This is a genomic window from Variovorax sp. GW531-E2 (assembly GCF_059423125.1).
Window position 1 is genome coordinate 1 of the sequence record NZ_JBWKXQ010000083.1, and the last position, 24,672, is coordinate 24,672.

Genomic DNA, 24,672 nt, shown 5'->3' on the forward strand with positions numbered 1-24,672 from the left:
CGGTGGTCGCCGGCCTGCTGTACCTGCTGGTCGAGCTGGCCGCCAAGCGCATCTGGTGGCGCGGGCTCTGAGCCCCTTCCTTTTCTCTTTCGCCTTTTCCAAAGATTTCAACTCAGGAGACATCCCCATGGCCAAACTGCGTCACATCGCCCTTGCCGTTCCCGATCCCCAGAAGGCGGCCAAGTTCTACAGCGAGGTCTTCGACCTCACCATCGTCGAGCCCACGCACTCGCCCATCGCCGACGGCGTGTACCTCACGGACGGCACCATCTGCCTGGCGCTGCTGAACTACAAGACCGACGAGGCCGCAGGCCTTGAGAAGGGCAAGGACTGGATCGGCACGCACCACTTCGGCTTCTGGGTCGACGACCTCGATGCACAGCGCAAGGCCATCGAAGACCACGGCGGCACCTTCTTCATGGACCTGCCGCACGACAAGAAGAGCCTGTACTACGAGATGAAATTCCGCGACCTCGACGGCGTGGTCTTCGACATCTCCGAAGGCGGCTGGGTGGGGGCCCGCAAGTGAAGCCTGGGACCGTGGCCACCGGCGAGGCGACGGTGCGCGTCCCCGGTGCCATCGACACAGCGATCGGCGTCAGCCGCGTCGCCAAGACCTTCGACGCGCGCCACAGCGTGCGCGCGCTGGAGCAGGTCGACTTCACGGTGCAGCGCGGCGAGTTCGTCTCGATCCTGGGGCCGAGCGGCTGCGGCAAGAGCACCCTGCTGCGCATCGTGGCCGGGCTGATCCAGCCCGATGCCGGCGGCGAGGTGCGCGTGCTCGACCACCTGCAGACGCGAATGTCCGACGACGTGGGCGTGGTGTTCCAGACCCACAACATGCTGCCGTGGGAGACCGTGGAAGCCAACATCCGCCTCGCGGCCGAGGTGCGCAAGCTGCCGAAGAAGGACATCGACGAACGCGTGGAAGCGCTGCTGCCGATCCTCAAGCTGGAGAAGTTCCGCCGCAACTACCCGCACGAACTCTCGGGCGGCATGCGCCAGCGCGCGGCGCTGGGGCAGATCCTCGTGATGCGGCCCCAGGTGCTGCTGCTCGATGAGCCCTTCGGCGCGCTCGACGCACTCACGCGCGACCAGCTCAACGTCGAGCTGCTGCGCCTGTGGCAGGAGATGCGCCAGACGGTGATCCTCATCACCCACAGCATCTCGGAAGCCGTCTTTCTCTCGGACCGCGTGCTCGTGATGTCCGAGCGGCCGGGGCGCATCGTCGAGGACATCCGCATCGACCTGCCGCGCCCGCGCGACCCGCGCACCACCAAGGAAGCGGCCGCCTTCGGCCACTACGTGGTGCAGCTGGGCCACCTGATGGGCGTCGACTGACGCCGCCCGTCGCCCCCTCTTCGTTCTTCTTCCGGAGCTCTCTGCCTTGAACCTCTCGAAATTCCACGGCGTCGTGCCCGCCATGGCCACGCCTTTCACCGCCGACCACCGGCTCGACGAAGCCCGCGTCGGCGAGCTGATCGACAGCTACATCCGCGCCGGCGTGCACGGCATTTCCGTCGCCGGCAGCCAGGGCGAGTTCTTTGCCCTGGAGCGCGACGAGCACATCCGCCTGCTGGAGCTGTCGATGCGCGCCATCGACGGCCGCGTGCCCTTGTATGCCGGCACCGGCGGCGCCACCACGCGCGACGCCATCGCGCTCACGCAGGCCGCCGAAGCCCTGGGCGCCGACCTCGCGCTGGTGATCACGCCGTACTTCGTGCAGCCCACGCAGGACGAGCTGGTGGCCCACTACACCGCCGTGGCGCGCGCGACGAAGCTGCCGGTGATGCTCTACAACAACCCGCCGCGCACCAGCGTCAACGTGCTGCCCGCCACGCTCGCTCGCTGCATGCAGGCGGCCGACAACATCGTGGGCATGAAGGACTCGGGCGGCGACCTCACGCAGTCCATCGAGTACCTGCTGACCGCGCCGCGCCCCGCGCTGCTGTTCTCGGGCCGCGACACCATCGCGCTGTCGATGATGTTCCACGGCGCGCAAGGCACCATCTCGCCCGCCGCCAACGTGTTCCCCGAGCTCATGGTGCGCATGTACGACGCGCTGCGCGCCGGCCGCCACGACGAGGCGCTGCGCGTGTCGAACATCTTCGCGCCGCTGCGCGCGGCTTGGGCCTGGGGCTCGTTCCCGGTCGTCATCAAGGAAGCGATGACGCTCGCGGGCCGCAGCGCCGGGCCGACGCGCCCACCCGTCGCAGCGCTGCCGGAGAAGGTGCGCGCCGACCTGCGGGCCGTGGTCGAGCGCATCGGCGCCAGCGCGTAACCCGCCATGCCGCCGAACCCCGCAGCCGGCGACGGCGAGCGCCGCTACAACGCGCGCCTGGCCGTCCCGCACTACCAGGACATCTTCGACGGCTGGGCACGCGCGTCCGCCGCGGTGCGCGAGCGCGCGCGCGCGCGGCTCGACATCGCCTACGGGCCGCTTGCGGCTGAGCGCCTGGACCTGTTCCTGCCCGAGGGCCACCCGCGCGGCACGCTGATGTACATCCACGGCGGCTACTGGCGCTCGCTCGACAAGTCGGACGCCTCACTGGTCGCGCCGCCTTTCACCGCGGCTGGCTACGCGGTCGCGGTCGTCAACTACGCGCTGTGCCCGGCGGTGGACGTGGAGACCATCGTCGCGCAGGTTCGCCGTGCGGCCGCATGGCTCGCGTCGCACCACGCGCAATGGGATGCCCCGCCGGCACGCCTGTTCGCCTGCGGGCATTCGGCCGGCGGGCACCTGGCGGCGATGCTGCTGGCCACCGAGCCGGTGGTGGCGGCCGCGATCTGCATCAGCGCGCTGTACGACCTGCGCCCGCTGCTCGACGTGCCGTCGGTGATGGACGCCACGCGCTTCACGCCGCGCAGCGCGGCGGCGCTGAGTCCGGCGCTGTGGCGTCCCCTGACCGGTACGCGACTGCTCACCGCCCTGGGCGGCAACGAGAATCCTGGCTTCCGCGAACAATGCGACACCATCCGCCTGCACTGGCGCGACGTTCATGCGGGCCACATCGAGTGCCCGGGTCATGATCATTTTTCGATCCTCGACGAACTGACGCGCGCCGACGGCGCGATCGCGACAGCGACCTTGCGGCTGATGCAGTCCTTCGACCTTCCACGTTCCCCATGATTCCAGACAGCGCCCTCGACACCCTCTTTCGCCAGGCCCGCTCCCACAACGGCTGGCTGCCCCGCCCAGTCAGCGAGGCGCAGCTGCGCCAGATCCACGAGCTCGTGAAGTGGGGTCCGACCTCGGCCAACTGCTCGCCGATGCGCGTGGTCTTCGTGCGCACCGACGAAGGCCGCGAACGCCTGCGGCCGCTGCTCTCGCCCGGCAACGTCGACAAGACGATGACGGCGCCTGTCACCGCGATCCTCGGTTTCGACACGGCCTTCTATCGCGAACTGCCACGGCTCTTTCCGCACCGGCCGTCGATGCAGGACGACTTCACGGGGCCCGACAAGGAGGCGCACGCGATGCGCACGGCCTTCCGCAACGCGAGCCTGCAGGCGGCCTACTTCATGCTCGCGGCCCGCGCCATCGGGCTGGACTGCGGACCGATGTCGGGCTTCGACGCGGACGGCATGGACGCCGCCTTCTGGCACGGCACCTCGGTGCGCACCAACTTCCTGTGCAACCTCGGCCACGGCGACCCCGCCAAGCTGTTCGAGCGCCACCCGAGGCTCGCGTTCGAAGAAGCCTGCCGCTTCGCCTGAGGGTCGCACGATGCTTGTCGATGCGACGTTGATCGCCGCCGCCTTCGTGGCGGGCACCCTGAACGCGGTGGCCGGGGGCGGCAGCTTCCTGACGCTGCCGGCCCTGGTGTTCGCCGGCGTGCCAGCCGTCAGCGCCAACGCCACGGGCACGCTCGCGCTTCTGCCCGGCTACCTGTCGGCGGCCTGGGGCTTGCGCGGCGACACCCAACCGCCGCCCGGGCTGTCCATGCGGACGCTCGTGGTGCTTTCGCTGATCGGCGGCAGTACCGGCGCGCTGCTGCTCCTGCTGACGCCCGATGCCACCTTCCGCCGCGTCGTGCCCTGGCTGCTGCTGCTCGCCACCTTGCTGTTCGTGCTGGCACCGCGCCTCACGGCGTCTCGACAGTCGGGCGCGCACCGGCCGGCGGTCGCGATGGTCTCGGTGCTCGCCGTCACGGTCTACGGCGGCTACTTCAACGGCGGGCTGGGCATCCTGCTGCTGGCACTGTTCGGCTTGCTCGGCCAGACCCGCCTGCTGGCGGCCAACGGGCTCAAGAACCAGGTGTCGGCGCTGCTCACGCTGATCGCGGTCGCCCTCTATGCCTGGGGCGGCCTGATCGCCTGGCGCGAGGCCGCGATCATGGCGGGCGCCGCGCTGCTCGGCGGCTACCTCGGCGCCCGGGGCGCGCGGCGCCTGCCGCCGGCCTGGCTGCGCGCGGGCATCGTCGCCACGGGGCTGACGATGAGCTTGCTGTTCTTCCTGCGCTAGGGGCCTATGACTTCAGGCGGGCTTGCGTGCCCGCCCGCCGAAGATCGCCGTGCCGACCCGCACCATCGTGCTGCCGGCGCTGACCGCCGCCTCGAGGTCGCCGCTCATGCCCAGCGACAGCGTGTCCAACGCGATGCCCGCCGCGCGGATCGATTCGAACACCGCGTGCGCGCGCAGGCACAGTTCGCGCTGCGCCGCGAAATCGGGCGCGGGTTCGGGGATCGCCATAAGCCCGCGCAGCGTCAGTTGTGGCAAGGCCGCCACAGCGCGCGCGAGCGCCAAGGCTTCTTCCGGCGGCACGCCGGACTTGTTCACGCCGCCGTCCACGTTGACCTGCAGGCACACCTGCAGCGGCGGCAGATGGGCCGGGCGCTGGGCCGACAGGCGCTCGGCGATCTTCAGGCGGTCGATGCTGTGGACCCAGTCGAACTGCTCGGCCACGGGCCGCGTCTTGTTGCTCTGCAGAGGGCCGATGCAGTGCCATTCGAGCCCCGCGCGCAGGTCGGCCAGCGCGGCGATCTTGTCCAGGCCCTCCTGCACGTAGTTCTCGCCGAAGGCCGCCTGGCCGGCCGCGTGCGCCTCGCGCACCGCCTCCGGCCCGAAGGTCTTGGACACCGCCAGCAGGCGCACCGCCGCCGGGTCGCGCCCGGCCTGCGCACAGGCCCGGTCGATCCGGGCCCTTACTTGCTGGAGATCGTCGCCAATCATCGTCATAATCTTCCGAATTCGTATCAAAACGTCACTAAAGCCTGCCTGAGGAGCCCCGTGGACATCACCCAACTGCTGGCGTTCAGCGTCAAGAACAAAGCCTCCGACCTGCATCTGTCGGCCGGCCTGCCGCCGATGATCCGCGTGAACGGCGACGTGCGCCGCATCAACGTCGATGCGCTGGACCACAAGGCCGTGCATGCCATGGTGTACGACATCATGAGCGACACGCACCGCAAGCACTACGAAGAGTTCCTGGAGGTCGACTTCTCGTTCGAGATCGACGGCCTCGCGCGCTTCCGTGTGAACGCCTTCAACCAGGCGCGCGGCGCGGCCGCGGTGTTCCGGACCATTCCCTCGAAGATCCTCACGCTCGAGCAGCTCAACGCGCCGAAGATTTTCGGCGAACTCGCGCTCAAGCCGCGCGGGCTGGTGCTGGTGACGGGCCCCACGGGCTCGGGCAAGTCGACCACGTTGGCGGCGATGGTCAACTACCTCAACGAGAACGAGTACGGCCACATCCTCACGGTGGAAGACCCGATCGAGTTCGTGCACGAATCCAAGAAGTGCCTGATCAACCAGCGCGAAGTAGGGCCCATGACGCTGTCGTTCGCCAACGCGCTGCGCTCCGCCCTGCGCGAAGACCCGGACGCGATCCTGGTGGGCGAGTTGCGCGACCTCGAAACCATTCGCCTCGCGATGACCGCGGCCGAAACGGGCCACCTGGTGTTCGGCACGCTGCACACCTCGTCGGCCGCCAAGACCATCGACCGGATCATCGACGTGTTCCCGGGCGAAGAAAAAGAAATGATCCGCGCGATGCTGTCCGAATCTTTGCAGGCCGTGATCTCGCAGACGCTGTGCAAGACCAAGGACGGCCAGGGCCGCGTAGCGGCGCACGAGATCATGCTGGGCACGCCGGCCATCCGCAACCTGATCCGCGAGGCCAAGGTCGCGCAGATGTACTCCACCATCCAGACCGGCCAGGGCTCGGGCATGCAGACGCTCGACCAGAACCTGACGGAGCTGGTGCGCCGCAATACGATCTCTGCCGCCGAAGCGCGCGGCAAAGCGAAGATTCCCGAGAATTTCCCCGGCTGATCCCTACAGTCCTTCGGAGCACAGACATCATGGAACGCGATCAAGCCAGCCAGTTCATCAACGACCTGCTCAAGCTCATGGTGAGCCGCAACGGCAGCGACCTGTTCATCACCGCCGACTTCCCGCCGGCCATCAAGGTCGACGGCAAGGTCACCAAGGTGTCGCAGCAGGCGCTGGGCGCGCAGCACACGCTGGCGCTCACGCGCTCGATCATGAACGACCGCCAGACGGCCGAGTTCGAGCGCACCAAGGAGTGCAACTTCGCGATCTCGCCGACGGGCATCGGGCGCTTTCGCGTCAACGCGTTCGTGCAGCAGGGCAAGGTCGGCATGGTGCTGCGGACCATTCCCGCCAAGCTGCCGACCATCGACGGGCTGGGCATGCCGCAGGTGCTCAAGGACGTGGCGATGACCAAGCGCGGCCTCACCATCCTGGTGGGCGCCACGGGCTCGGGCAAGTCGACCACGCTGGCCGCGATGATCGACTGGCGCAACGAGAACTCCTACGGCCACATCGTCACGGTGGAAGACCCGGTCGAGTTCGTGCATCCGCACAAGAACTGCGTGGTGACGCAGCGCGAAGTGGGCATCGACACCGACAGCTGGGAAGCCGCGCTGAAGAACACGCTGCGCCAGGCGCCCGACGTGATCCTCATGGGCGAAATCCGCGACCGCGAAACCATGGAGCACGCCGTGGCCTTCGCCGAAACCGGCCACCTGTGCATGGCCACGCTGCACGCCAACAGCGCCAACCAGGCCCTGGACCGCATCATCAACTTCTTCCCCGAAGAGCGCCGCGCGCAGCTCCTGATGGACCTGTCGCTGAACCTGCGCTCGCTGGTCTCGCAGCGGCTGGTGCCCACCGAAGACGGCCAGGGCCGCGTGGCCGCCGTCGAGATCCTGCTGAACACGCCGCTGATCTCCGACCTGATCTTCAAGGGCGAGGTGGGCGAGATCAAGGAGATCATGAAGAAGAGCCGCAACCTGGGCATGCAGACCTTCGACCAGGCGCTGTTCGACCTGTTCGAGGGCAACGCGATCAACTTCGAAGAAGCGATCCGCAACGCCGACTCGGCCAACGACCTGCGCCTGCAGATCAAGCTCAACAGCCAGCGCGCGCGCAGCACCGACCTGGCGGCCGGCACCGAGCACTTCGCGATCGTCTGAGGCCGCGCCGGCCGGCGCACCGCGGGGCGCGCCGGCCTTGTTTCTTTCTTTGGCTTTAAGCTGTCGGCCATGAGCAGCATCAACCCCCGCACCTACGAATCCGTTCCCGCCCAGACGGTGGCCTTTCTCGGCCTCGGCGTCATGGGCGGGCCCATGGCCGGGCACCTGGCCAAGGCCGGCCACGCGGTCACGGTCTACAACCGCACGCCCGCCAAGTCGCAGGCCTGGGTCGCCGAGTTCGGCGCGCCCGGCCGCCATGCCCCGACCCCGCGCGAAGCAGCGGCCGGCGCCGACATCGTGTTCTGCTGCGTCGGCAACGACGACGACCTGCGCTCGGTGGTACTGGGCGACGACGGTGCCCTCGCTGGCATGAAGCCCGGCGCCGTGCTCGTGGACCACACCACGGCCTCGGCCGACGTGGCGCGCGAGCTGTCGAAGGCGGCGCAGGCGCGCGGCCTGCACTTCATCGACGCGCCCGTGTCGGGCGGCCAGGCGGGCGCGCAGAACGGCGCACTCACCGTCATGTGCGGCGGCGACGCAGCCGTGTTCGAGCGCATCAAGCCGGTGGCGATGGCCTTCTCGCGTGCGGTCACCTTGCTGGGCGAGAGCGGCGCGGGCCAGCTCGCGAAGATGGTGAACCAGATCGCCATCGCGGGGCTGGTGCAGGGCCTGTCGGAAGCCATCGCCTTCGGCCAGTGCGCCGGCCTGGACATGGAAGCCGTGCTCGGCGTCATCGGCAAGGGCGCGGCCCAGAGCTGGCAGATGGACAACCGCGGCAAGACCATGATCGAGGGCAAGTTCGACTTCGGCTTTGCCGTCGACTGGATGCGCAAGGACCTGGGCCTGGTGCTCGACGAAGCCAAGCGCAACGGCGCGCGCGTGCCGGTGACGGCGCTGGTCGACCAGTTCTATGCCGACGTGCAGCAGGCCGGCGGCAGGCGATGGGACACCTCCAGCCTCATCATCCGGCTCAAATGAAAAAAGCCCGCGAAAGCGGGCTTTTTGGTTTCAGCGGACCGGCGAGGTCGTCGCACCGCCGGCCGGCGCGGGCAGTGGCTCCATCGGCGGCAGCGGCACGCGCGAACCCGAGGAGGAAGCACCCGGCGTCGATGGCGTCGCGTTGCTCACCGGTGCGGGGCCCGTGCCGCCGCGCTGAGCGGCGGACTGGTTGGCCGCCTGGCTCGCGGCGAGGTCGGCCTCGCTCACCACCTCGACCACGCGCACGACCTTCGCCACGCCCGTCACGCCGCGCGTGATCTCGGTGGCGCGGTCGGTCTCGCGGCGCGTGGCGATGCCCATCAGGTAGACCGTGCTGCGCTCGGTCACGACCTTGAAGGAGTTGGCGAAGATGTCCTTGGCGTCGAGCAGCGAGGCCTTCACCTTGCCGGTGATGTACAGGTCGTTCGAGCGATCCTGGAAGGTGCTCGGGGCGCCGATGGTGAGTTCGTTCACCACCGAGCGCACGTTGACCACGCGGCTCACCTCGTCCTCGACGCGGCGGCGGTCGGCGTCGTTGCCGACGGCGCCGGTCAGCAGCACCTGGCGGTTGAAGCTGGTGACGCTCACGTACATGTTGTCGTTGGCGATGTCGCGCACGCGGGCCGCGGCGCGCAGCTCGATGCCCTGGTCGTCGAGCTGGGCGCCCGAGCTGCGGCGGTCGGTCGCCACCATGCCCACGCCCACCACCGCGGCGCCGCCCACGACGAGCGGCACGCAGGCGGACAGTCCGGCCACCAGGGCGGCGCCCAGGGTGAGCGCCAGGGCGAAACGTTGGGTCGAGGCCTTGGTCAGGGTCGTCATGGTCATGAGGAAACTTCCTGTTCTCCGAGTAACTGGGCATCCACGCCGTCGCACAGGCAATGCAGCGCGAGCAGGTGGATTTCGTGAATGCGCGCCGCACGCTCGTGCGGCACGCTGATCTGTACATCGGTTTCGCGCAGCGCGCGGCCGATGGCGCCGCCGGTGCCGCCGACGCCGGGCGCCGCGGTGGCCAGCCCCGTGGCGGCGTTGCCGAGCAGCGCCACCACCGTCATGTCGCGCTCATGCGCGGAAAGCACGGCGGCCAGCACCGCGGACGACTGCCCGCTGGCGCTGAGCACCAGCAGCACGTCGCCGGCCTGGCCGAGCGCGCGCACCTGGCGCGCGAAGCGGTCAGCATCGGCGGCCTGCGGGCTGTCGGCCGCCGGGTCGGTGGTGTCGCCGGGCAGCGCGATGGCGCCCAGCTCGGGCCGCTCGCGTTCGAAGCGGCCCACGAAGTTCGACGCGAACTGCGCGGCCAGCAGGCCCGACACGCCGGCCCCGCAGGCCAGCACCTTGCCGCCGCTGGTCACGCAGGCCAGCAGGGCCTGCATCGCTTGAGAGATGGGTTTGCTGAGGACCGGGCCGGTCTGGTATTTGAGGTCGGCACTGTCGATGAAGTGCTGCTGAATCCGTTGCTCGAGCATGGGGCGCGATGATAACTGGGGGTCGTGAAACAAGAAGTTTGAGTGGTGGAGCCTTCAGCAAGGCTTCAGTTCCCTGGCGGGTGCGTCAGCCGGCGTCGAAGGCGGCTTTCAGCCAGGTGATTTTCTCCTCGATCAGCACCACGTCGAAACGGCACGGCGGCAGCGACCGCAACCGGCCCAGATAGTGCCGCGCGGCCAGCACGATGCGCCGCTGCTTGCCCGCCGTGATGCTGCCGCCCGCGCCGCCGTGCGAGCCCGCGCTGCGCTGTCGCACCTCGACGAACACCAGGGTGCCGTCGCGCGGATCGCGCATGATCAGGTCGACCTCGCCGCCGCCGCGCCCCGGCGTCCGATAATTGCGCGCGACCGGCACGAGGCCGGCCTGGCGCAGGTGGTCGAGCGCGGCGTCTTCCGCCGCATCGCCGCGATGCTTCGTCGTCGTGGTGCTTGTCGTCATGGCTCCCTGCCCTGTTTTCTTGTTTTCGCTGCCCTACGGAGAAACCTCTTGGCTTCACTCGCCCCTGCTTCCTTCGGCGCGGCCCTGCCGGCCGCGCTCGACGCCGCGGGCGCGCAGCATTATCCGCAGGGCACGCTGTATGTCGTCGCCACGCCGATCGGCAACCTGGCCGACATCACGCTGCGCGCGCTGCATGTGCTGCAGCTGGTGGACGCCGTGGCCTGCGAGGACACGCGCCACACGCAGAGCCTGCTGCGCGCCTACGGCATCGACCGCCCCGGCGCGCAATTGCTCGCGGTGCATCAGCACAACGAGGCCGAGGCCGCGCAGGCCGTGGTCGCGCGGCTCGCGCAGGGCGAGCGCATCGCCTACGTGAGCGACGCCGGCACGCCCGGCGTGAGCGACCCCGGCGCGCGCCTGGCGGCCGCCGTGCGCGCGGCCGGCCAGCGCGTGCTGCCGCTGCCGGGCGCCAGCAGCGTCGTCACGCTCGTGAGCGCAGCCGGGCTCGTGGCCGACGGCGGCGAGAGCAGCCACGCGCACAACAGCAGCGCCTTCGTGTTCGCGGGCTTCCTGCCGAGCAAGGCCGGCGAGCGCGACACCGCCGTGCAGGCCCTCGCGCAGGAGCCGCGCGCCGTGGTGCTGCTGGAAGCGCCGCACCGCATCGACAGCCTGGCCCGCGCGCTGGCCGTGCTGGGCGAGCGCCGCATCACCGTGGGCCGCGAGCTCACCAAGCAGTTCGAAGAGATCGCCACCGTGGCCGCCAGCGCGCTGCCCGACTGGTTCGGCGCCGACCGCGACCGCACGCGTGGCGAGTTCGCATTGGTGCTGCACCCCGTGGCGGTGAGCGGCGACGGCGGTGCAGAAGGCGAGCGCGTGCTGCGCCTGCTGCTGGCGGAACTGCCGGTGAAGACGGCCGTGAAGCTGGCCGCCGAAATCAGCGGTGCGCCGCGCAACACGTTGTACGAGCTGGCGCTGCGCATCCGCAACGAAGCCGGCGACGATGACGGCGCGTAGCCCTCAACCGTCCAGCTCGGCGTAGCGCCGAAAGATCCCGTCCTCGTTGAACGCGATGCGGCGCGGGCTCTGCAGATAGTCGTGCACGCGCTGGCGCCGCCGGATGTTGGCGTGCAGCTTCACGACAGCGGGCGTATCGGCCAGCGCCCGCGCAGCGGCTTTCGGAAAGGCGTACTGCAACCCATCCACCAACTGGAACAGCGACAGGTCGGCATAGGTCAACACGTCGCCGACCAAGTGCAGGTCGCCGGAAGGGTTGCGCTGCAGCACCTGCTCGAACCAGTTCAGGAATTTCGGAATGCGCGCTTCGCGGAAGGCACGCGCACGCTGAAGGGCCGCGTCGCGCTGGTCTTCGTAGTAGTCGCCGGTCGAGATCGGGTGGTGGGTGTCGTGCGCCTCGGCCACCGCGTCGGCGATGGTGAGCTGCAGCTGGTGGGTCCACAGCCCGTCGGATTCGCCGATGCCGGCCAGCCCGAGCTTGGGGCCGAGGTACAGCAGGATCGCGGCGGTCTGGCCGACCACGATGTCGCCGTCGACGAGGAACGGCGGTGCGAACGCGGCGCGCGGGTTGCTGGGGTCGCCGAGCCGGCGGCCCAGCGCGGACTCGCCGCCGCCTTGCGAGGCGGGCAGCCGCGCGACATCGACGTAGTCGGCGCCCGCTGCTTCGAGTGCGAGCCGCACGAACTCGCCACGGCCCTGGATCGTGGGCCAGTAATGAAGTTGGTATGCCATGCGGCCATGGTGTCAGGGCCGACGGGGCGCTGCAACCGATGACCGGCTGCGAGGGAGCTCAGATCAGGCGGCGAAGGCGCGCGGCTGGCTCACCAGAACTTCCACCACGGGCGCGGCGGCTGGCGCAGGGCCAGGGGGCGGGTGTCCAGGTCGGCGCTCTGGCTCGGCGGAATCGAATCGCCGAAGCGGCGGCGCATCTCGGCCTCCAGGGCATGTGCGATGCCGCGGGCCTGTTTCTCGCCGCGCAGCGCGCGCCGACGCCATTCGGCGGCGTGTGCTGCGAGGCTGGTTTCGTCCAGTTCGGAGAGCTCCATCATGCGGGGAATTTTTACATGCGTGCGTCCGGGTGACAGGGTGCAACGGCGTGTCACGGCCCGGTCGCGCGGATCTCCGGATCGGCCTTGTCTTGCAAGGCCGCGCCGGGTCGGGGAAGAAGTGAAAAAACCGGAAGCCCTTGCGGAATTTCCGGTCTTGAAGGTGGTCCCGCCGCCAGGAATCGAACCTGGATCTCAGCCTTCGGAGGGCCGAATTCTATCCGTTGAAATACAGCGAGAGGGGTGCTCCGGAATGCACCGGAGCCACACATTATGGCCTATCAGGCCGCGGTGGTTTCCGCGTCGTGCGCCGTCGGGACGCCACCGGCCGGCGTGCGCGAGAAACCGAGCCCGGCCAGGTAGACGCGGAAGGTGCGCCGGCCGGTCGACACGAGGTCGAAGGCCGTGGGGTCGAGCAGCCAGTTCTGGATCAGCCCGCCCATCAGGGCGTGCATGCCCTGCGCCGCGACCGCGCCCGGCAACGGCAGCCGGATGCGGGCGCGCCGCGCGGCCAGCCGCAGGGCCTTCTCGAAATCGACCACGCAGGCGTTGCGCGCGTCCAGGTGGCGCTGCTGCACCGAAGCCATGTCGTGCGTGTACTCGACCTTGTGGGTCGCGATGTCGAACACGCGCCGCACCTGCGGGTCGGCGACCATGAGCGTCAGCGCGTGGATCAGGCCTTCCTCGATCTCGACCAGCGGGTCATCGCCGGGGATGTCGCTCTTGGGCGGCGTCTCCAGCGGCAGGATCACGCGCTCCATCATGGCGTTGAACAGATCGGCCTTGTCCTTGAAGTGCCAGTAGATGGCGCCCCGGGTCGCGCCGGCCTGCTGCGCGATCTGCTGCAGCGTGGTCTGCGAAACACCTTGCGCCTGAAACAGCAACTCCGCGGCATCGAGCAATCGATTCCGCGTCGCCAGTGCTTCTTCCTTCGTACGACGTGCCACCAAGTCTCCTGATTTGTAAAGCGAACGCCCTTTGCGTATCGTGGGGCCATTGCATGGCTGTCACTATACATCCATGAATGTATGTAAACTAGCGCGCTTCTCGGATGGCCCACCTGCCCGTGCTGGTTTACGGATCTCTCCCGCAAACGCGCCATCTCCCGTCTTCGCATCAAAGGAATCACATGCCTCTTCTGCATGTCTCGCGTCAACCGTCCTTGTCGTTTTCGCCGCGTCTCGCGACCGTGGCCCTCGTCTCCCTCCTGTTCCTGGCCGCCTGCGGCAAGGGCGAGGCCCCGGCCGGTCCGGGCGGCGGTGGCGGTGGCGCCCGTCCGGCGCCTGAAGTCGGCGTGGTGACGGTCAAGCCCACCGACGTGGGCCTCGTGACCGAGCTGCCCGGCCGCCTCGAAGCCTCGCGCATCGCCCAGGTGCGCGCCCGCACGCCGGGCATCCTGCTCAAGCGCGAGTTCCGCGAAGGTAGCGACGTGAAGGCCGGCCAGCTGCTGTTCCGCATCGACCCGGCACCGCTGGTGGCCGCCACGCAGAACGCCCAGGCCGCCCTGGCCCGCGCCGAAGCCAACGCCGTGCAGGCCAAGGCACTGGCCGACCGCTACAAGCCGCTGGTCGAAGCCAACGCCGTGAGCAAGCAGGAATACGCGACCGCCGTGGCCTCCGCCAAGACGGCCGACGCCGACGTGGCCGCCAACCGCGCGCTGCTGCAGACCGCCAAGATCAACCAGGGCTACGCCGACGTCACCTCGCCCATCGCGGGCCGCATCGGCCGCGCGCTGGTCACCGAAGGCGCACTGGTCGGCCAGGGCGACGCCACCGAGCTGGCCGTGGTGCAGCAGATCAACCCGCTGTACGTGAACTTCACGCAGTCGGCCTCCGACGTGCTCAAGCTGCGCCGCGCCGTGGCCGCCGGCCAGTACAAGCGTGCCAGCGGCGAAGAAGCCGCGAGCATCCGCGTGGTGCTCGAAGACGGCACCGACTACGGGCAGGACGGCAAGCTGCTGTTCTCCGACCTCACGGTCGACCCGACCACGGGCCAGGTCACGCTGCGCGCCGAGATCCCGAACCCCAAGGGCGAGCTGCTGCCCGGCCTGTACGTGCGCGTGAAGCTCGAACAGGCCCAGGTGACGAACGCGATCACGGTGCCGCAACAGGCCGTCACGCGCACCCAGCAGGGCGACCACGTGACGGTGGTCAGCGCCGACGGCAAGCTGAGCCAGCGCACCGTGAAGATCAGCGCCGCCAAGGACAACCAGTGGGTGGTGCTCGACGGCCTGAAGGCCGGCGAACAGGTGATGGTCGACGGCTTCCAGCGCCTGCAGATGATGCCGCCCGGCACGCCCGTGAAGGCGGTGCCGTGGCAGAAGCCGACGCCCAACGGCGCGGCTGCACCCGCGGCACCGGCAGCGTCTGCTGCCGCAGCGGCACCCGCCGCCAGCCCGGCTTCGGCCCCGGCTGACAAGAAGTAATCAGGAGCGCCTCGCATGGCCAAATTCTTTATCGACCGACCTATCTTCGCGTGGGTGATCGCACTGTTCATCATCGTGGTGGGCGGCGTCGCGATCACGCAGTTGCCGATCTCGCAGTACCCGCCGGTGGCCCCGCCGGCCATCGTGATCAACGTCGCCTACCCCGGTGCCTCCGCGCAAACGCTCGAGGACAGCGTGCTGTCCGTGATCGAGCGCGAGATGAACGGCTCGCCCGGCCTGATCTACATGGAATCGGTGGCCCAGGCCGACGGCACCGGCGCCATCACCATCAGCTTCGAGGCCGGCACCAACGAAGACCTCGCGCAGGTGGACGTGCAGAACCGACTCTCGCGCGCCACGCCGCGGCTGCCCTCGGCCGTGACGCAGCAGGGCGTGCGCGTGGACAAGTCGCGCAACAACTTCCTGCTGTTCGCGATGCTGTCCTCGGACAACCCCGACTTCGACCCGGTGGCGCTCGGTGACTACGCCGCGCGCAACATCGTGCCGGAACTGCAGCGGATCGACGGCGTGGGCCAGGCCCAGCTGTTCGGCTCCGAGAACGCGATGCGCATCTGGATTGACCCGGCGAAGCTGCAAGGCTTCAACCTGTCGGCCAACGACGTCAATGCCGCAATCCGCGCGCAGAACGCCCAGGTGGCCTCGGGCACGCTCGGCGACCTGCCGAACATCCCCGGCCAGGCGATCTCCGCCACGGTCACGGTGAACGGCCAGCTCAACAGCGTCGAGCAGTTCCAGAACATCGTGCTGCGCGCCAACACCGACGGCTCGACCGTGCGCCTGAAGGACGTGGCGCGCGTCGAACTCGGCGGCCAGAACTACGCCACCTCCGCGCGCCTGAACGGCGTGCCCGCGGTCGGTATCGGCGTGCAGCCCACGCCCACCGGCAACGCGCTGAAGTCGGCCAAGGCCGTACGCGCCAAGATGGCCGAGCTGGAGCGCTACTTCCCCAAGGGCGTGAAGTGGGACATTCCTTATGACAGCTCGCGCTTCGTGCAGATCTCGATCTCCGAAGTGGTGAAGACGCTGTTCGAAGCCATCGCGCTGGTGTTCCTGGTGATGTTCCTGTTCCTGCAGAACTGGCGCTACACGATCATCCCGACGATCGTGGTGCCGATCGCGCTGCTGGGCACCTTCGCCACGCTGCTCGCCTTGGGCTTCTCGATCAACGTGCTCACCATGTTCGGCATGGTGCTGGTGATCGGTATCGTGGTGGACGACGCCATCGTGGTGGTGGAGAACGTCGAGCGCATCATGAGCGAAGAGGGGCTGTCGCCGCTCGACGCCACGCGCAAGGCGATGCAGCAGATCTCGGGCGCCATCATCGGCGTGACCGTGGTGCTGATCTCGGTGTTCGTGCCGCTGGCCTTCTTCGCGGGTTCGACCGGCAACATCTACCGCCAGTTCTCGGCGGTGATGGTGGCCTCGATCGGCTTCTCGGCCTTCATGGCGCTGTCGCTCACGCCGGCACTGTGCGCCACGCTGCTCAAGCCGGTGGAAGCCGGCCACCACCATGAGAAGCGCGGCTTCTTCGGCTGGTTCAACCGCGGCTTCTCGCGCACGGCCAAGGGTTACGAAGGCGTGGTCGCGCGCATCCTGCGCCGCGCCGCACGCTACCTCGTGATCTACGCCGCGATCATCGGCGCCGTCGCGTACTTCTACACGCACCTGCCGAGCTCGTTCCTGCCCGAGGAAGACCAGGGCAACATCATCGTGAACGTGCAGCTGCCCCCGGGCGCGACGCAGGAGCGTTCGCTGTCGGTGATGCAACAGGTCGAAGGCTTCATCCTGAAGCAGCCTGAAGTGCAGAGCATCGTGAGCGTGATGGGCTTCAGCTTCTCCGGCCAGGGCCAGAACGCAGGCCTCGCCTTCGTGACGCTGAAGGACTGGGAAGAACGCAAGGACCCGGCCAACTCGGCCAGCGCGCTGGCCGGCCGTGCCTTCGGTGCGCTGTCGGGCATCCGCGACGCCTTCATCTACCCGCTGAGCCCGCCGCCGATTCCCGAACTGGGCAACGCCAGCGGCTTCAGCTTCCGCTTGCAAGACCGTGCGGGCGCGGGCCACGAGGCGCTGATCAACGCGCGCAATCAGCTGCTGGGCATGGCCTCGCAGAGCAAGATCCTCGCGCAGGTGCGCCCCGACGGCCTGGAAGACGCGCCGCAACTGGAGATCGACATCGACCGCGACAAGGCCAACGCCCTGGGCGTGAGCTTCGACGCGATCAACAGTGCGCTGTCGACCTCGCTGGGTTCGAGCTACATCAACGACTTCCCGAACCGCGGCCGCCTGCAGCGCGTGGTGGTGCAGGCCGATGCGCCGGCACGGATGCAGCCGGACGACCTGCTGCGCCTGAACGCCGTCAACACCAAGGGCCAACCGGTGCCGCTGTCGGCCTTCGCGACCACCAAGTGGGTCTCGGGCGCCACGCAGACCGTGCGCTACAACGGCTACCCCGCCATCCGCATCAGCGGTGACGCGGCGCCGGGCCAGAGCACGGGCGCGGCCATGGCCGAGATGGAAAAGCTCGCCGGCCAGCTGCCGCAAGGCTTCGGCTTCGAGTGGACCGGCCAGTCGCGTGAAGAAAAGCTCGCCGGCTCGCAGGCCATGATCCTGTACGGCTTCGCGATCCTGGCGGTGTTCCTCTGCCTGGCCGCGCTGTACGAGAGCTGGTCGATCCCGCTGTCGGTGATCCTGGTGGTGCCGCTGGGCGTGCTGGGCGTGCTGGTGGCGACGATGCTGCGCGCCTATTCGAACGACGTGTACTTCCAGGTGGGCCTGATCACCATCATCGGCTTGTCCGCGAAGAACGCGATCCTGATCATCGAGTTCGCGAAAGACCTGCAGGCGCAGGGCCGCGGCGTGGTCGAGGCCGCGCTCGAGGCCGCGCACCTGCGGTTCCGTCCCATCATCATGACCTCGCTGGCCTTCGGCCTGGGCGTGCTGCCGCTGGTCCTGGCTTCGGGCGCAGGCTCGGCGAGCCAGCGTGCCATCGGCACCGGCGTGCTCGGCGGCATGGTGACCGGCACGGTCCTGGCCGTGATCTTCGTGCCGGTGTTCTTCGTGGTGGTGCGCACGCTGTTCAAGGGCAGCGCGCGCCAGCACGAGGCCGACAAGCGGCATGCGGCAGCTGCCGGCATCACGGGAGATACCACACACCATGACTAAGAAACCTCTGATCCCTACCGTGCTGGCAGCAGCGATGCTGCTGGCGGGCTGCTCGCTGATCCCGACCTACGAGCGCCCCGCGGCGCCGGTGCCGACAACCTACCCGGGTGACCCGGCACAGCCGTCGGGCCCCGCTGCGGCCGCCCTGCCCTGGCAGGACTTCTTCACCGACCCGCGCCTGGCGGGCCTGATCCAGACGGCGCTGGCGAACAACCGCGACCTGCGCGTGTCGGTGCTCAACATCGAGCAGGCGCGTGCGCAGTTCCAGATCGAACGCTCGGCGCTGTTCCCGGCACTCGGCCTCACGGGCACGGGCTCGCGCTCGAGCCCCAATGCCTACCAGGCGATCGATCCGACGCAGGGCAGCGTGGCCTCGCAGTACGCGGTCAACTTCGGCTTCACCGCGTGGGAGCTCGACTTCTTCGGCCGCATCCGCGCGCTGAAGGACCAGGCGCTGTCGCAGTACCTGGCCACGGAAGAGTCGCGCAAGGCCGCGCAGATCAGCCTGATCGCGGCCGTGGCCAGCGGCTGGCTCACGCTGCTGGCCGACGACGAGCTGCTCGAGATCACGCGCCAGACCATGGTCACGCGCGACGAGTCGGTGCGCCTGACCAAGCTGCGCTTCGACAACGGCGTGTCGTCCGAGATCGACTTCCAGGCCGCGAACTCGCAGGCCGAGACCGCGCGCGCCGCCTATGCGCAGCAGCAGCGTGCCCGCCTGCAGGACGAGAACGCGCTCGCCCTGCTGCTGGGCGCGCCGGTGCCGGCCGAGGCCACCGCCGGTGGCACCAAGGGACTCGCGGGCATCCGCCCGATGCCCGACGTGCCGGCCGGCCTGCCCTCCGACCTGCTGACCGAGCGGCCCGACATCCGCGCGGCCGAGCAGCAGCTGATCGCGGCCAACGCCAACATCGGCGCGGCGCGCGCGAACTTCTTCCCGCGCGTGTCGCTCACGAGCTCGATCGGCACCGCGAGCAGCGAGTTCTCGGGCCTGTTCGACCGCGGCACCAAGGCCTGGAGCTTCGCGCCCACGGTCACGCTGCCGATCTTCGATGCGGGCCGCAACATCGCGGGGCTCAACTCGGCCAAGGCCGGGCGCGAGATCGCGGTGGCGCAGTACGAGAAGTCGGTGCAGACCGCCTTCCGCGAAGTGGCCGACGCCCTCGCGGGCCGCGCCACGCTGGGCGAGCAGGCGCGCGCGCAGACCGCGCAGGCCGACGCCGAGGCGGTGCGCTACAAGCTGTCCGACCTGCGCTATCGCAACGGCATCGCCAGCGCGCTCGACCTGCTCGACGCACAGCGTTCGCTGTTCACGGCGCAGCAATCGGCCGTGGCCACGCGCCTGCTGCAATTGCAGAACCAGGTCACGCTGTACAAGACGCTGGGTGGCGGCTGGACCACACGCAACAACGGTTGAGACACCTGCGCGTCCGATATGGATAGGTCAATTGCCCGCGCGGGCAAAGGGCCTCTCTATAATCGCCGGTTGGTTAGAAAAAGCCCCCGACGAGCCCCCCGTTATTGAGGACGCCATGAGCGCAGACCCGCACAACCAGGCCACAGAAGAAGCCCATACCGGCCCGATCAAGAACCCGAAGCAACTGCTGCTCGCGGTATTTTTCTCTTTCATCATTCCGATCCTGATCATCGTGGGCCTCGTGTCCTATGTGGTCTCGGGCACCAAGCCCGCCGGTACCGCGGAGGGCGACAACATGGCGCTCTACGGCGTGACCAAGGAATCGCGCGACCGTGAAGTGGCCGAGCGCCTCAAGAAGGTCGGCTCCATCGAGATCCGTGACGCCAACCGGCCGCTGGCCGCTGGCGAAGCCGTGTTCAAGGCCCAGTGCGTGGCCTGCCACGGCGCACCCGGCATCCCCGGCGCCCCGCACCTGAACGACGCCGCAGCCTGGGGCCCGCGCATCGGCCAGGGCTACGCGACGCTGCTCGAGCACGCGCTCAAGGGCAAGGGCGCCATGCCCGCCCAGGGCGGTGGCGACTTCGAAGACATCGAAATCGGCCGTGCCGTGGTGTACCTGGCCAACGCCGGCGGCGCCAAGTTCCCGGTGCCGGACCGCCCGGCAGCGGCCGCCGCGCCGGCCGAAGGTGCATCGGCTGCGGCCAGCGCGCCTGCCAAGTAAGCGATCGACGGCGCCTCGCGCCCATGAAAAAACCGGCTCTCAGGCCGGTTTTTTTACGCCCGGACGATCCGGATTGCTATCTTTTCAATAGCTATACAGCCACGCCTGCATGGCGCTCTGCTGGGCTCAGCACATGGCCGAAGCGCCCCGGCAGGTCGGCCCCGCGCACCGGCTCCGGCGTCCAGACGCCTTGCTCCACGGCCTCGGCGGCGATGCCCACGTCCTGCGTGTGCACCAGCCCGAGCCCCGCCGGGGCCACGAGGTAGAGCCGGCCTTCTTCGTCGAGCAGGCAGCCCGACACCTCGGCCGGCACGCCCGTGTGGGCCGTGACCGTGAAGGCGCCCTCGCCCTGCTGCGCCACGCGCCACACCAGCGGCGCGGCCTCCAGCTCGACATACACGCGCTGCGGCCCGTTCTGGAAGAACCACTGGCCGTCGGCGTCGTGCTCGTAGTTGCGGTGGATGAAGTCGATCAGCTTGTCGTGCCGCAGCATCGAGCCCTTGGCGCTGCGAAACGGGCCCTGGGCCTGCGTGCGGTCGTCGCGCATGTACCAGTTGCCGCGCGCGTCCAGGCCCAGCCAGCCGTAGCAGTGCGGCACGTTCGGCCACTTGGCCAATGCCTGTTTGACGATGTCATCCATGGGCCGTATTTTGCGCCCGCGTCGACGAGAGGTGGTGGGCCAGCCACCCTCCCACGCGCTCGGGCATTCCGCCCACGTGCCCCGGCGGCAGGCCGAGCGGAAAGCCCACGTGGCCGCCACCCGCGGGCTGCCACAGCGTGACGTGCGACCCGACCTCGTTCGGCCCCGGCAGGCTGCGGGCCGGAATGAAGGGGTCGTTGCGGGCGTTCACCACCAGCGCGGGCACGCGGATCGCGCCCAGTAGCGGCTTGGACGAGCCGCGCGCCCAGTAGTCGTCGGTGTTGCGAAAGCCGTGCAGCGGGGCCGTGAACACGTCGTCGAAGTCGTAGAGATCGCGCGCGGCCATCAGCCGGTCGCGGTCGAACAGGCCCGGGAACTGCGCCAGCTTGGCCAGCGCCTTGGGCTTCATGGTCGCGAGGAACATGCGCGTGTAGACCAGCCGGTTGAAGCCGCGCCCGATCGCCTCGCCGCCCGCCGCCAGGTCGAGCGGCGCGCACACCGACGCCACCGCGTCGACCGAGGCCCGCGCGCTCTCGCCCGCCTCGCAGGCCCAGCGCAGCAGCGCATTGCCGCCCAGCGAAACACCGGCCGCCAGCACCGGCCCGCCGCCGCCCTGCACCACGTGCTGTGCGTGCATGCGCCGCAGGATCCAGTCGATCTCCTCGTGGTCGCCCGAGTGGTAGGCGCGCGGCGCGAGGTTCAGCTCGCCGCTGCAGCCGCGAAAGTGCGGCACCGCGAAAGCCATGCCGCGCGCGGCGGCAAAGGCCGCGAAGGCCTCGGCGTAGTGGCTGCGCGACGAGCCCTCGAGCCCGTGGAACAGCACCAGCAGCGGGCGGGGGCCGGGCTGCGGCGCGTCGGCGAAGTCGACGTCGATGAAGTCGCCGTCCGGCGCGGTCCAGCGCTCGCGGCGGTACACCGGCGCCGCCCCGTCGAAGCGGCGCGCGCACAGCGCGGCCCAGATGGTCTGCAGGTTGCCGCCGGGCAGCCAGCGCGGGGCGTCGTAGCCCATCGCGTCGTATGCAACGGGCGACGCGGAATCCGGAGAGAAAGAGGAAGAAGGAAAGGGAGAGGCCATCGCTCGAGGGCAGGACTCAGTGCAGGACCTGCGGCGTATCGTTCGCGTCGTCCGGCTCGCGCGCACTGCCCGGGCTCGCGTGGTGCGCCACCAGGCGCCAGCCCTGCGCGGTCTTGTGATACACGTTGGTGGCCAGCACGAAGGCATGGCGCGGCCCCTCGGCCGTGAGCACCTCGATGCGCTCCAGCACGTTGTGCACGGCGCTCGCGAGCGACTCGATCTTGCGCACGCGCGCCGGCGTCGCATGGATCGCACCGTTGCCGAACATCTGCTCGAAGGCCGCGCGGATCGCCACCGCGCCCACCAGCCGCGGGCCACCGGGATGGACGCAGAACACCTCGTCCTCGTCGGCCCAGCAGGCCATCAGCGCATCGACATCGCCGCGTTGCAGCGCTTCGTAGAAGGCAGCCTCGACATCGTCGGCAGTGCCGCCGATGGCCGCGGCGGCGCGGAAAGGGGTCTTGGGCATGGCGGTGAAGGGCGAGAGCGAAGGGGGTAGGCCGGATTTTGCCCTGCCCATGTCACGGCCATGTGGCAGCAGGCGACCCGGCCGTGGGTGCTTCGGGGGCGGACGCGGGAATCAGCCACGCGCGCGCCGCCGCCTCGGTGGCGCCCTGCGCGGCCTGCCACACCATCTCAGGCGCGGCCACATGCACGCCCGGCGGCGCCACGCGCAGCGCGAGGTCGACCAGCTCGGCCATCTTGGGCGCGCGCACCGGCTGCTCGTTGGCCGGCACCATGAACCGCATGATCGACAGCATCCAGGCCGCGAGCCGCTCGCCCAGGTTGGCCAGGCGCACGTCGGCGGGCTTGCGCGCCGAGCGCAGCAGGATCACGCGCTCGAAGCCGCAGGCGACCACGGCCTGCTCGTCGAGGCTGGCCAGCCCGCGCTTGAGCGCCTCGGGCAGCCGGCCGCGGTCGTGCGGCTGCACGATGGCCAGCGTGCGCACGCCGCTGGCGCGCAGCCAGCGCGCCAGCTCGGGCAGGTCGGCGGGCTCGGGGTGCCACAGCGCGCGCTCGCGGCCGTGGTACAGGCGCGGCGGGTCGAAGGCAATCACCGCGACATCGGCCGCGACCGGCGGCCACTGCGCGATCGGCAGCGCCGGGCACAGAACACTTTCGACGCCGGGCAGCCCGTCGTGCATGGGCTCGCGCGCCAGCACGCGCGTGCGCTGGAAGCGGTGGCGGCCCGCGAGCCGGTGCAGCAGTTCCTGGCCGAGCGCGCCGGTCGCACCCGCGATCAGCAGCGTGCCGGTGGGCGGCGCGGCAGTGGGCGGCACCGCGCGGTTCGCGGCCTGCAGGGCGTGGAGGGGATCGAGGGCCATGACCCCATCTATGCTAACTTCGGCCTCCTTCTGCGGAGGTAATGCAAATGATGATGAAGCGCTGGTTCCTGATTCTCGCGGCCGTCCTGTCCCTCAGCGGATGCGGCTACAACCAGTTCCAGTCCCTCGACGAGGCCAGCAAGTCGGCCTGGAGCGAGGTCCTCAACCAGTACCAGCGGCGTGCCGACCTCGTGCCGAACATCGTCGCCACCGTGAAGGGCGAAGCCAGCTTCGAGCAGGACACGCTCACCAAGGTGATCGAGGCGCGCGCCAAGGCCACCTCGATCCAGGTGACGCCCGAGACGCTCAACAACCCCGAGGCCTTCAACAAGTTCCAGCAGGCACAGGGCGAGCTGTCGTCGGCGCTGTCGCGGCTGATGGTGGTGGCCGAGCGCTACCCCGACCTCAAGGCCAACCAGGCCTTCCGCGACCTGCGCGTGACGCTCGAGGGCACCGAGAACCGCATCACCGTGGCGCGCAACCGCTACATCGAGAGCGTGCAGGAGTACAACGTGCTCGCGCGCAGCTTCCCGACCAACCTCACGGCCATGGTCTTCAGCTACAAGCCGAAGGCGAATTTCTCGGTGCAGAACGAAGCCCAGATCTCGACGCCGCCCACGGTCGATTTCAGCACCCCCAAGAAGTAAGAAGCGGCGCCGATGGCCGCAGCCCTGATCCGCCGCGCACTGGCAGCGATCTTCATCGCGGCCCTCGCATGGGCCGGCCTGCCCGCGCTGGCGCAGGGCCTGCTGCCGATCCCCACGCTCACCGCGCGCGTGATCGACCAGACCGGCACGCTCGACGCCGCGCAGCGCTCGGGCCTGGAAACCAAGCTCGCGGCCTTCGAGCAGCGCAAGGGCTCGCAGATCGTGGTGCTGATGGTGCCGACCACGGCGCCCGAAGACATCGCGAGCTACGCGCAGCGCGTGGGCGACGCCTGGAAGATCGGCCGCAAGGGCGTGGGCGACGGCCTCCTGGTCATCGTTGCCAAGGACGATCGCAAGATGCGCATCGCCACCGCCAAGACGCTCGAAGGCGCGGTGCCCGACCTCGCGGCGGTGCGCATCATCGACGAGGAGATGAAGCCGCGCTTTCGCAACAACGACTTCGCGGGCGGCCTGAACGCGGCGGTGGACCGGCTCATCGGCCTGGTCGACGGCGAGCCGCTGCCCGAGCCTTCGCGCAACAGCAGTAGCGGCAGCAGCAACGACGGCTTCGACTGGGAGAACCTCGCAATCTTCCTGTTCGTCGGCGTCTTCGTCGGCGCGCCGATCGCGCGCGCCATCCTGGGCAAGACGATGGGCTCGGTGGCCATGGGCGGCGGCATCGGTGTGGTCGCGTTCTTTCTCACGACCAGCACCGTGATCGCGGTGATCGCCGGGCTGATCGCGCTCATGGTCTCGCTGTTCTCGGGCCTTGCCGGCTTCGGCCCCGGTCGCGGCGGCCGAGGCGGTGGTGGCGGGGGTGGCTGGAGCAGTGGTGGCG

27 protein-coding genes and 1 tRNA gene are annotated in these 24,672 nt (G+C 69.4%); 16 read left to right on the forward strand and 12 right to left on the reverse strand.

Annotation, left to right across the window (positions count from 1 at the left end):
* Positions 1-127: 127 nt before the first annotated feature.
* Genes AC07XP_RS29845 through AC07XP_RS29870 form a run of 6 tightly spaced genes read left to right on the forward strand, consistent with a single transcriptional unit; the run spans position 128 to position 4,465 of the window.
* Entirely contained in the window at positions 128-529 is a 402-nt protein-coding gene (locus tag AC07XP_RS29845) for a VOC family protein (RefSeq protein WP_070063818.1), read from the forward strand.
* Positions 526-1,341 carry an ABC transporter ATP-binding protein gene (locus AC07XP_RS29850; RefSeq protein ID WP_495266699.1) on the forward strand — a complete coding sequence of 272 codons (816 nt, stop codon included), beginning with the start codon at positions 526-528 and terminating at the stop codon, positions 1,339-1,341. The genes AC07XP_RS29845 and AC07XP_RS29850 overlap by 4 nt, the downstream gene beginning before the upstream one ends.
* Positions 1,342-1,387: 46 nt before the next feature.
* Complete coding sequence (gene dapA / locus AC07XP_RS29855; RefSeq protein WP_495266700.1) at positions 1,388-2,281, forward strand: 4-hydroxy-tetrahydrodipicolinate synthase; 894 nt, start codon at positions 1,388-1,390, stop codon at positions 2,279-2,281.
* A gap of 6 nt (positions 2,282-2,287) precedes the next feature.
* Positions 2,288-3,130, forward strand: a complete 843-nt coding sequence (locus AC07XP_RS29860; protein ID WP_495266701.1) for an alpha/beta hydrolase — start codon at positions 2,288-2,290, stop codon at positions 3,128-3,130.
* Positions 3,127-3,717 (forward strand): malonic semialdehyde reductase, encoded by a 591-nt coding sequence (locus AC07XP_RS29865; protein WP_095950090.1) that lies wholly within the window; start codon positions 3,127-3,129, stop codon positions 3,715-3,717. Before AC07XP_RS29860 ends, AC07XP_RS29865 begins: the two co-directional genes overlap by 4 nt.
* A gap of 10 nt (positions 3,718-3,727) precedes the next feature.
* Positions 3,728-4,465 (forward strand): sulfite exporter TauE/SafE family protein, encoded by a 738-nt coding sequence (locus AC07XP_RS29870; protein ID WP_159274679.1) that lies wholly within the window; start codon positions 3,728-3,730, stop codon positions 4,463-4,465.
* A gap of 12 nt (positions 4,466-4,477) precedes the next feature.
* Here AC07XP_RS29870 and AC07XP_RS29875 read toward each other — a convergent pair whose 3' ends face one another.
* Positions 4,478-5,179 carry a YggS family pyridoxal phosphate-dependent enzyme gene (locus AC07XP_RS29875; RefSeq protein ID WP_495266702.1) on the reverse strand — a complete coding sequence of 234 codons (702 nt, stop codon included), beginning with the start codon at positions 5,177-5,179 and terminating at the stop codon, positions 4,478-4,480.
* 51 nt (positions 5,180-5,230) lie between these two features.
* Between AC07XP_RS29875 and AC07XP_RS29880 the strand changes: the two genes are divergently transcribed.
* The 3 genes from AC07XP_RS29880 to AC07XP_RS29890 all read left to right on the forward strand — a co-directional run bounded on the left by AC07XP_RS29880 (position 5,231) and on the right by AC07XP_RS29890 (position 8,418).
* A complete protein-coding gene (locus AC07XP_RS29880; protein WP_062482334.1) occupies positions 5,231-6,274 on the forward strand; it encodes a type IV pilus twitching motility protein PilT in 1,044 nt (347 codons plus the stop codon).
* A 29-nt stretch (positions 6,275-6,303) separates the two neighbouring features.
* Positions 6,304-7,440, forward strand: a complete 1,137-nt coding sequence (locus tag AC07XP_RS29885) for a PilT/PilU family type 4a pilus ATPase (RefSeq protein WP_062482331.1) — start codon at positions 6,304-6,306, stop codon at positions 7,438-7,440.
* 69 nt (positions 7,441-7,509) lie between these two features.
* Entirely contained in the window at positions 7,510-8,418 is a 909-nt protein-coding gene (locus tag AC07XP_RS29890) for an NAD(P)-dependent oxidoreductase (RefSeq protein ID WP_495266703.1), read from the forward strand.
* A 30-nt stretch (positions 8,419-8,448) separates the two neighbouring features.
* On the opposite strand, the gene AC07XP_RS29895 is transcribed toward AC07XP_RS29890, so the two are convergent.
* From AC07XP_RS29895 to AC07XP_RS29905, 3 genes are all read right to left on the reverse strand, one after another.
* Complete coding sequence (locus AC07XP_RS29895) at positions 8,449-9,246, reverse strand: BON domain-containing protein (protein WP_095950095.1); 798 nt, start codon at positions 9,244-9,246, stop codon at positions 8,449-8,451.
* The gene (locus AC07XP_RS29900) at positions 9,243-9,884 is read right to left on the reverse strand and encodes an SIS domain-containing protein (RefSeq protein ID WP_062482322.1); all 642 of its coding nucleotides are present in this window, start codon (positions 9,882-9,884) and stop codon (positions 9,243-9,245) included. The genes AC07XP_RS29895 and AC07XP_RS29900 overlap by 4 nt, the downstream gene beginning before the upstream one ends.
* 85 nt (positions 9,885-9,969) lie before the next feature.
* On the reverse strand, positions 9,970-10,341 hold the full coding sequence (locus tag AC07XP_RS29905; RefSeq protein WP_495266704.1) for a YraN family protein: 372 nt from the start codon (positions 10,339-10,341) through the stop codon (positions 9,970-9,972).
* A gap of 48 nt (positions 10,342-10,389) precedes the next feature.
* Between AC07XP_RS29905 and rsmI the strand changes: the two genes are divergently transcribed.
* Positions 10,390-11,355, forward strand: a complete 966-nt coding sequence (rsmI, locus tag AC07XP_RS29910; protein ID WP_495266705.1) for a 16S rRNA (cytidine(1402)-2'-O)-methyltransferase — start codon at positions 10,390-10,392, stop codon at positions 11,353-11,355.
* 3 nt (positions 11,356-11,358) lie between these two features.
* Here the strand turns inward: rsmI and AC07XP_RS29915 are convergent, their stop codons facing one another.
* From AC07XP_RS29915 to AC07XP_RS29930, 4 genes are all read right to left on the reverse strand, one after another.
* Positions 11,359-12,087 carry a glutathione S-transferase gene (locus AC07XP_RS29915; protein WP_495266706.1) on the reverse strand — a complete coding sequence of 243 codons (729 nt, stop codon included), beginning with the start codon at positions 12,085-12,087 and terminating at the stop codon, positions 11,359-11,361.
* A gap of 89 nt (positions 12,088-12,176) precedes the next feature.
* The gene (locus tag AC07XP_RS29920) at positions 12,177-12,404 is read right to left on the reverse strand and encodes a hypothetical protein (RefSeq protein WP_062481748.1); all 228 of its coding nucleotides are present in this window, start codon (positions 12,402-12,404) and stop codon (positions 12,177-12,179) included.
* Positions 12,405-12,565: 161 nt separating this feature from the next.
* A tRNA-Arg gene (locus tag AC07XP_RS29925) sits at positions 12,566-12,640 on the reverse strand.
* Positions 12,641-12,682: 42 nt separating this feature from the next.
* Entirely contained in the window at positions 12,683-13,351 is a 669-nt protein-coding gene (locus AC07XP_RS29930; protein ID WP_139705040.1) for a TetR family transcriptional regulator, read from the reverse strand.
* A 179-nt stretch (positions 13,352-13,530) separates the two neighbouring features.
* Between AC07XP_RS29930 and AC07XP_RS29935 the strand changes: the two genes are divergently transcribed.
* From AC07XP_RS29935 to AC07XP_RS29950, 4 genes are all read left to right on the forward strand, one after another.
* On the forward strand, positions 13,531-14,826 hold the full coding sequence (locus AC07XP_RS29935; protein ID WP_062481754.1) for an efflux RND transporter periplasmic adaptor subunit: 1,296 nt from the start codon (positions 13,531-13,533) through the stop codon (positions 14,824-14,826).
* A gap of 15 nt (positions 14,827-14,841) precedes the next feature.
* Positions 14,842-18,009, forward strand: coding sequence for an efflux RND transporter permease subunit (locus AC07XP_RS29940; RefSeq protein WP_062481757.1), 3,168 nt, complete (start codon positions 14,842-14,844; stop codon positions 18,007-18,009).
* Entirely contained in the window at positions 18,002-19,426 is a 1,425-nt protein-coding gene (locus tag AC07XP_RS29945; protein ID WP_495266707.1) for an efflux transporter outer membrane subunit, read from the forward strand. Before AC07XP_RS29940 ends, AC07XP_RS29945 begins: the two co-directional genes overlap by 8 nt.
* 115 nt (positions 19,427-19,541) lie before the next feature.
* Positions 19,542-20,147 (forward strand): c-type cytochrome, encoded by a 606-nt coding sequence (locus tag AC07XP_RS29950; protein WP_369645418.1) that lies wholly within the window; start codon positions 19,542-19,544, stop codon positions 20,145-20,147.
* Positions 20,148-20,238: 91 nt separating this feature from the next.
* Here AC07XP_RS29950 and AC07XP_RS29955 read toward each other — a convergent pair whose 3' ends face one another.
* The 4 genes from AC07XP_RS29955 to AC07XP_RS29970 all read right to left on the reverse strand — a co-directional run bounded on the left by AC07XP_RS29955 (position 20,239) and on the right by AC07XP_RS29970 (position 23,187).
* Positions 20,239-20,787: a DUF2946 family protein gene (locus AC07XP_RS29955; RefSeq protein ID WP_495266708.1), complete on the reverse strand. Its 549-nt coding sequence runs from the start codon at positions 20,785-20,787 to the stop codon at positions 20,239-20,241.
* The gene (locus tag AC07XP_RS29960) at positions 20,780-21,796 is read right to left on the reverse strand and encodes a YheT family hydrolase (protein WP_495266709.1); all 1,017 of its coding nucleotides are present in this window, start codon (positions 21,794-21,796) and stop codon (positions 20,780-20,782) included. The genes AC07XP_RS29955 and AC07XP_RS29960 overlap by 8 nt, the downstream gene beginning before the upstream one ends.
* 82 nt (positions 21,797-21,878) lie before the next feature.
* Positions 21,879-22,331, reverse strand: coding sequence for a YybH family protein (locus AC07XP_RS29965; RefSeq protein ID WP_099793396.1), 453 nt, complete (start codon positions 22,329-22,331; stop codon positions 21,879-21,881).
* Positions 22,332-22,383: 52 nt separating this feature from the next.
* Positions 22,384-23,187, reverse strand: a complete 804-nt coding sequence (locus AC07XP_RS29970) for a Rossmann-fold NAD(P)-binding domain-containing protein (RefSeq protein ID WP_495266710.1) — start codon at positions 23,185-23,187, stop codon at positions 22,384-22,386.
* Positions 23,188-23,234: 47 nt separating this feature from the next.
* Here AC07XP_RS29970 and AC07XP_RS29975 point away from each other — a divergent pair, with 47 nt between their 5' ends.
* Both AC07XP_RS29975 and AC07XP_RS29980 read left to right on the forward strand, forming a co-directional pair.
* Entirely contained in the window at positions 23,235-23,834 is a 600-nt protein-coding gene (locus AC07XP_RS29975) for a LemA family protein (RefSeq protein WP_172438430.1), read from the forward strand.
* A gap of 12 nt (positions 23,835-23,846) precedes the next feature.
* Positions 23,847-24,672, forward strand: an 826-nt coding sequence (locus AC07XP_RS29980) for a TPM domain-containing protein (RefSeq protein ID WP_495266711.1), incomplete at its 3' end; no start/stop codon positions are given.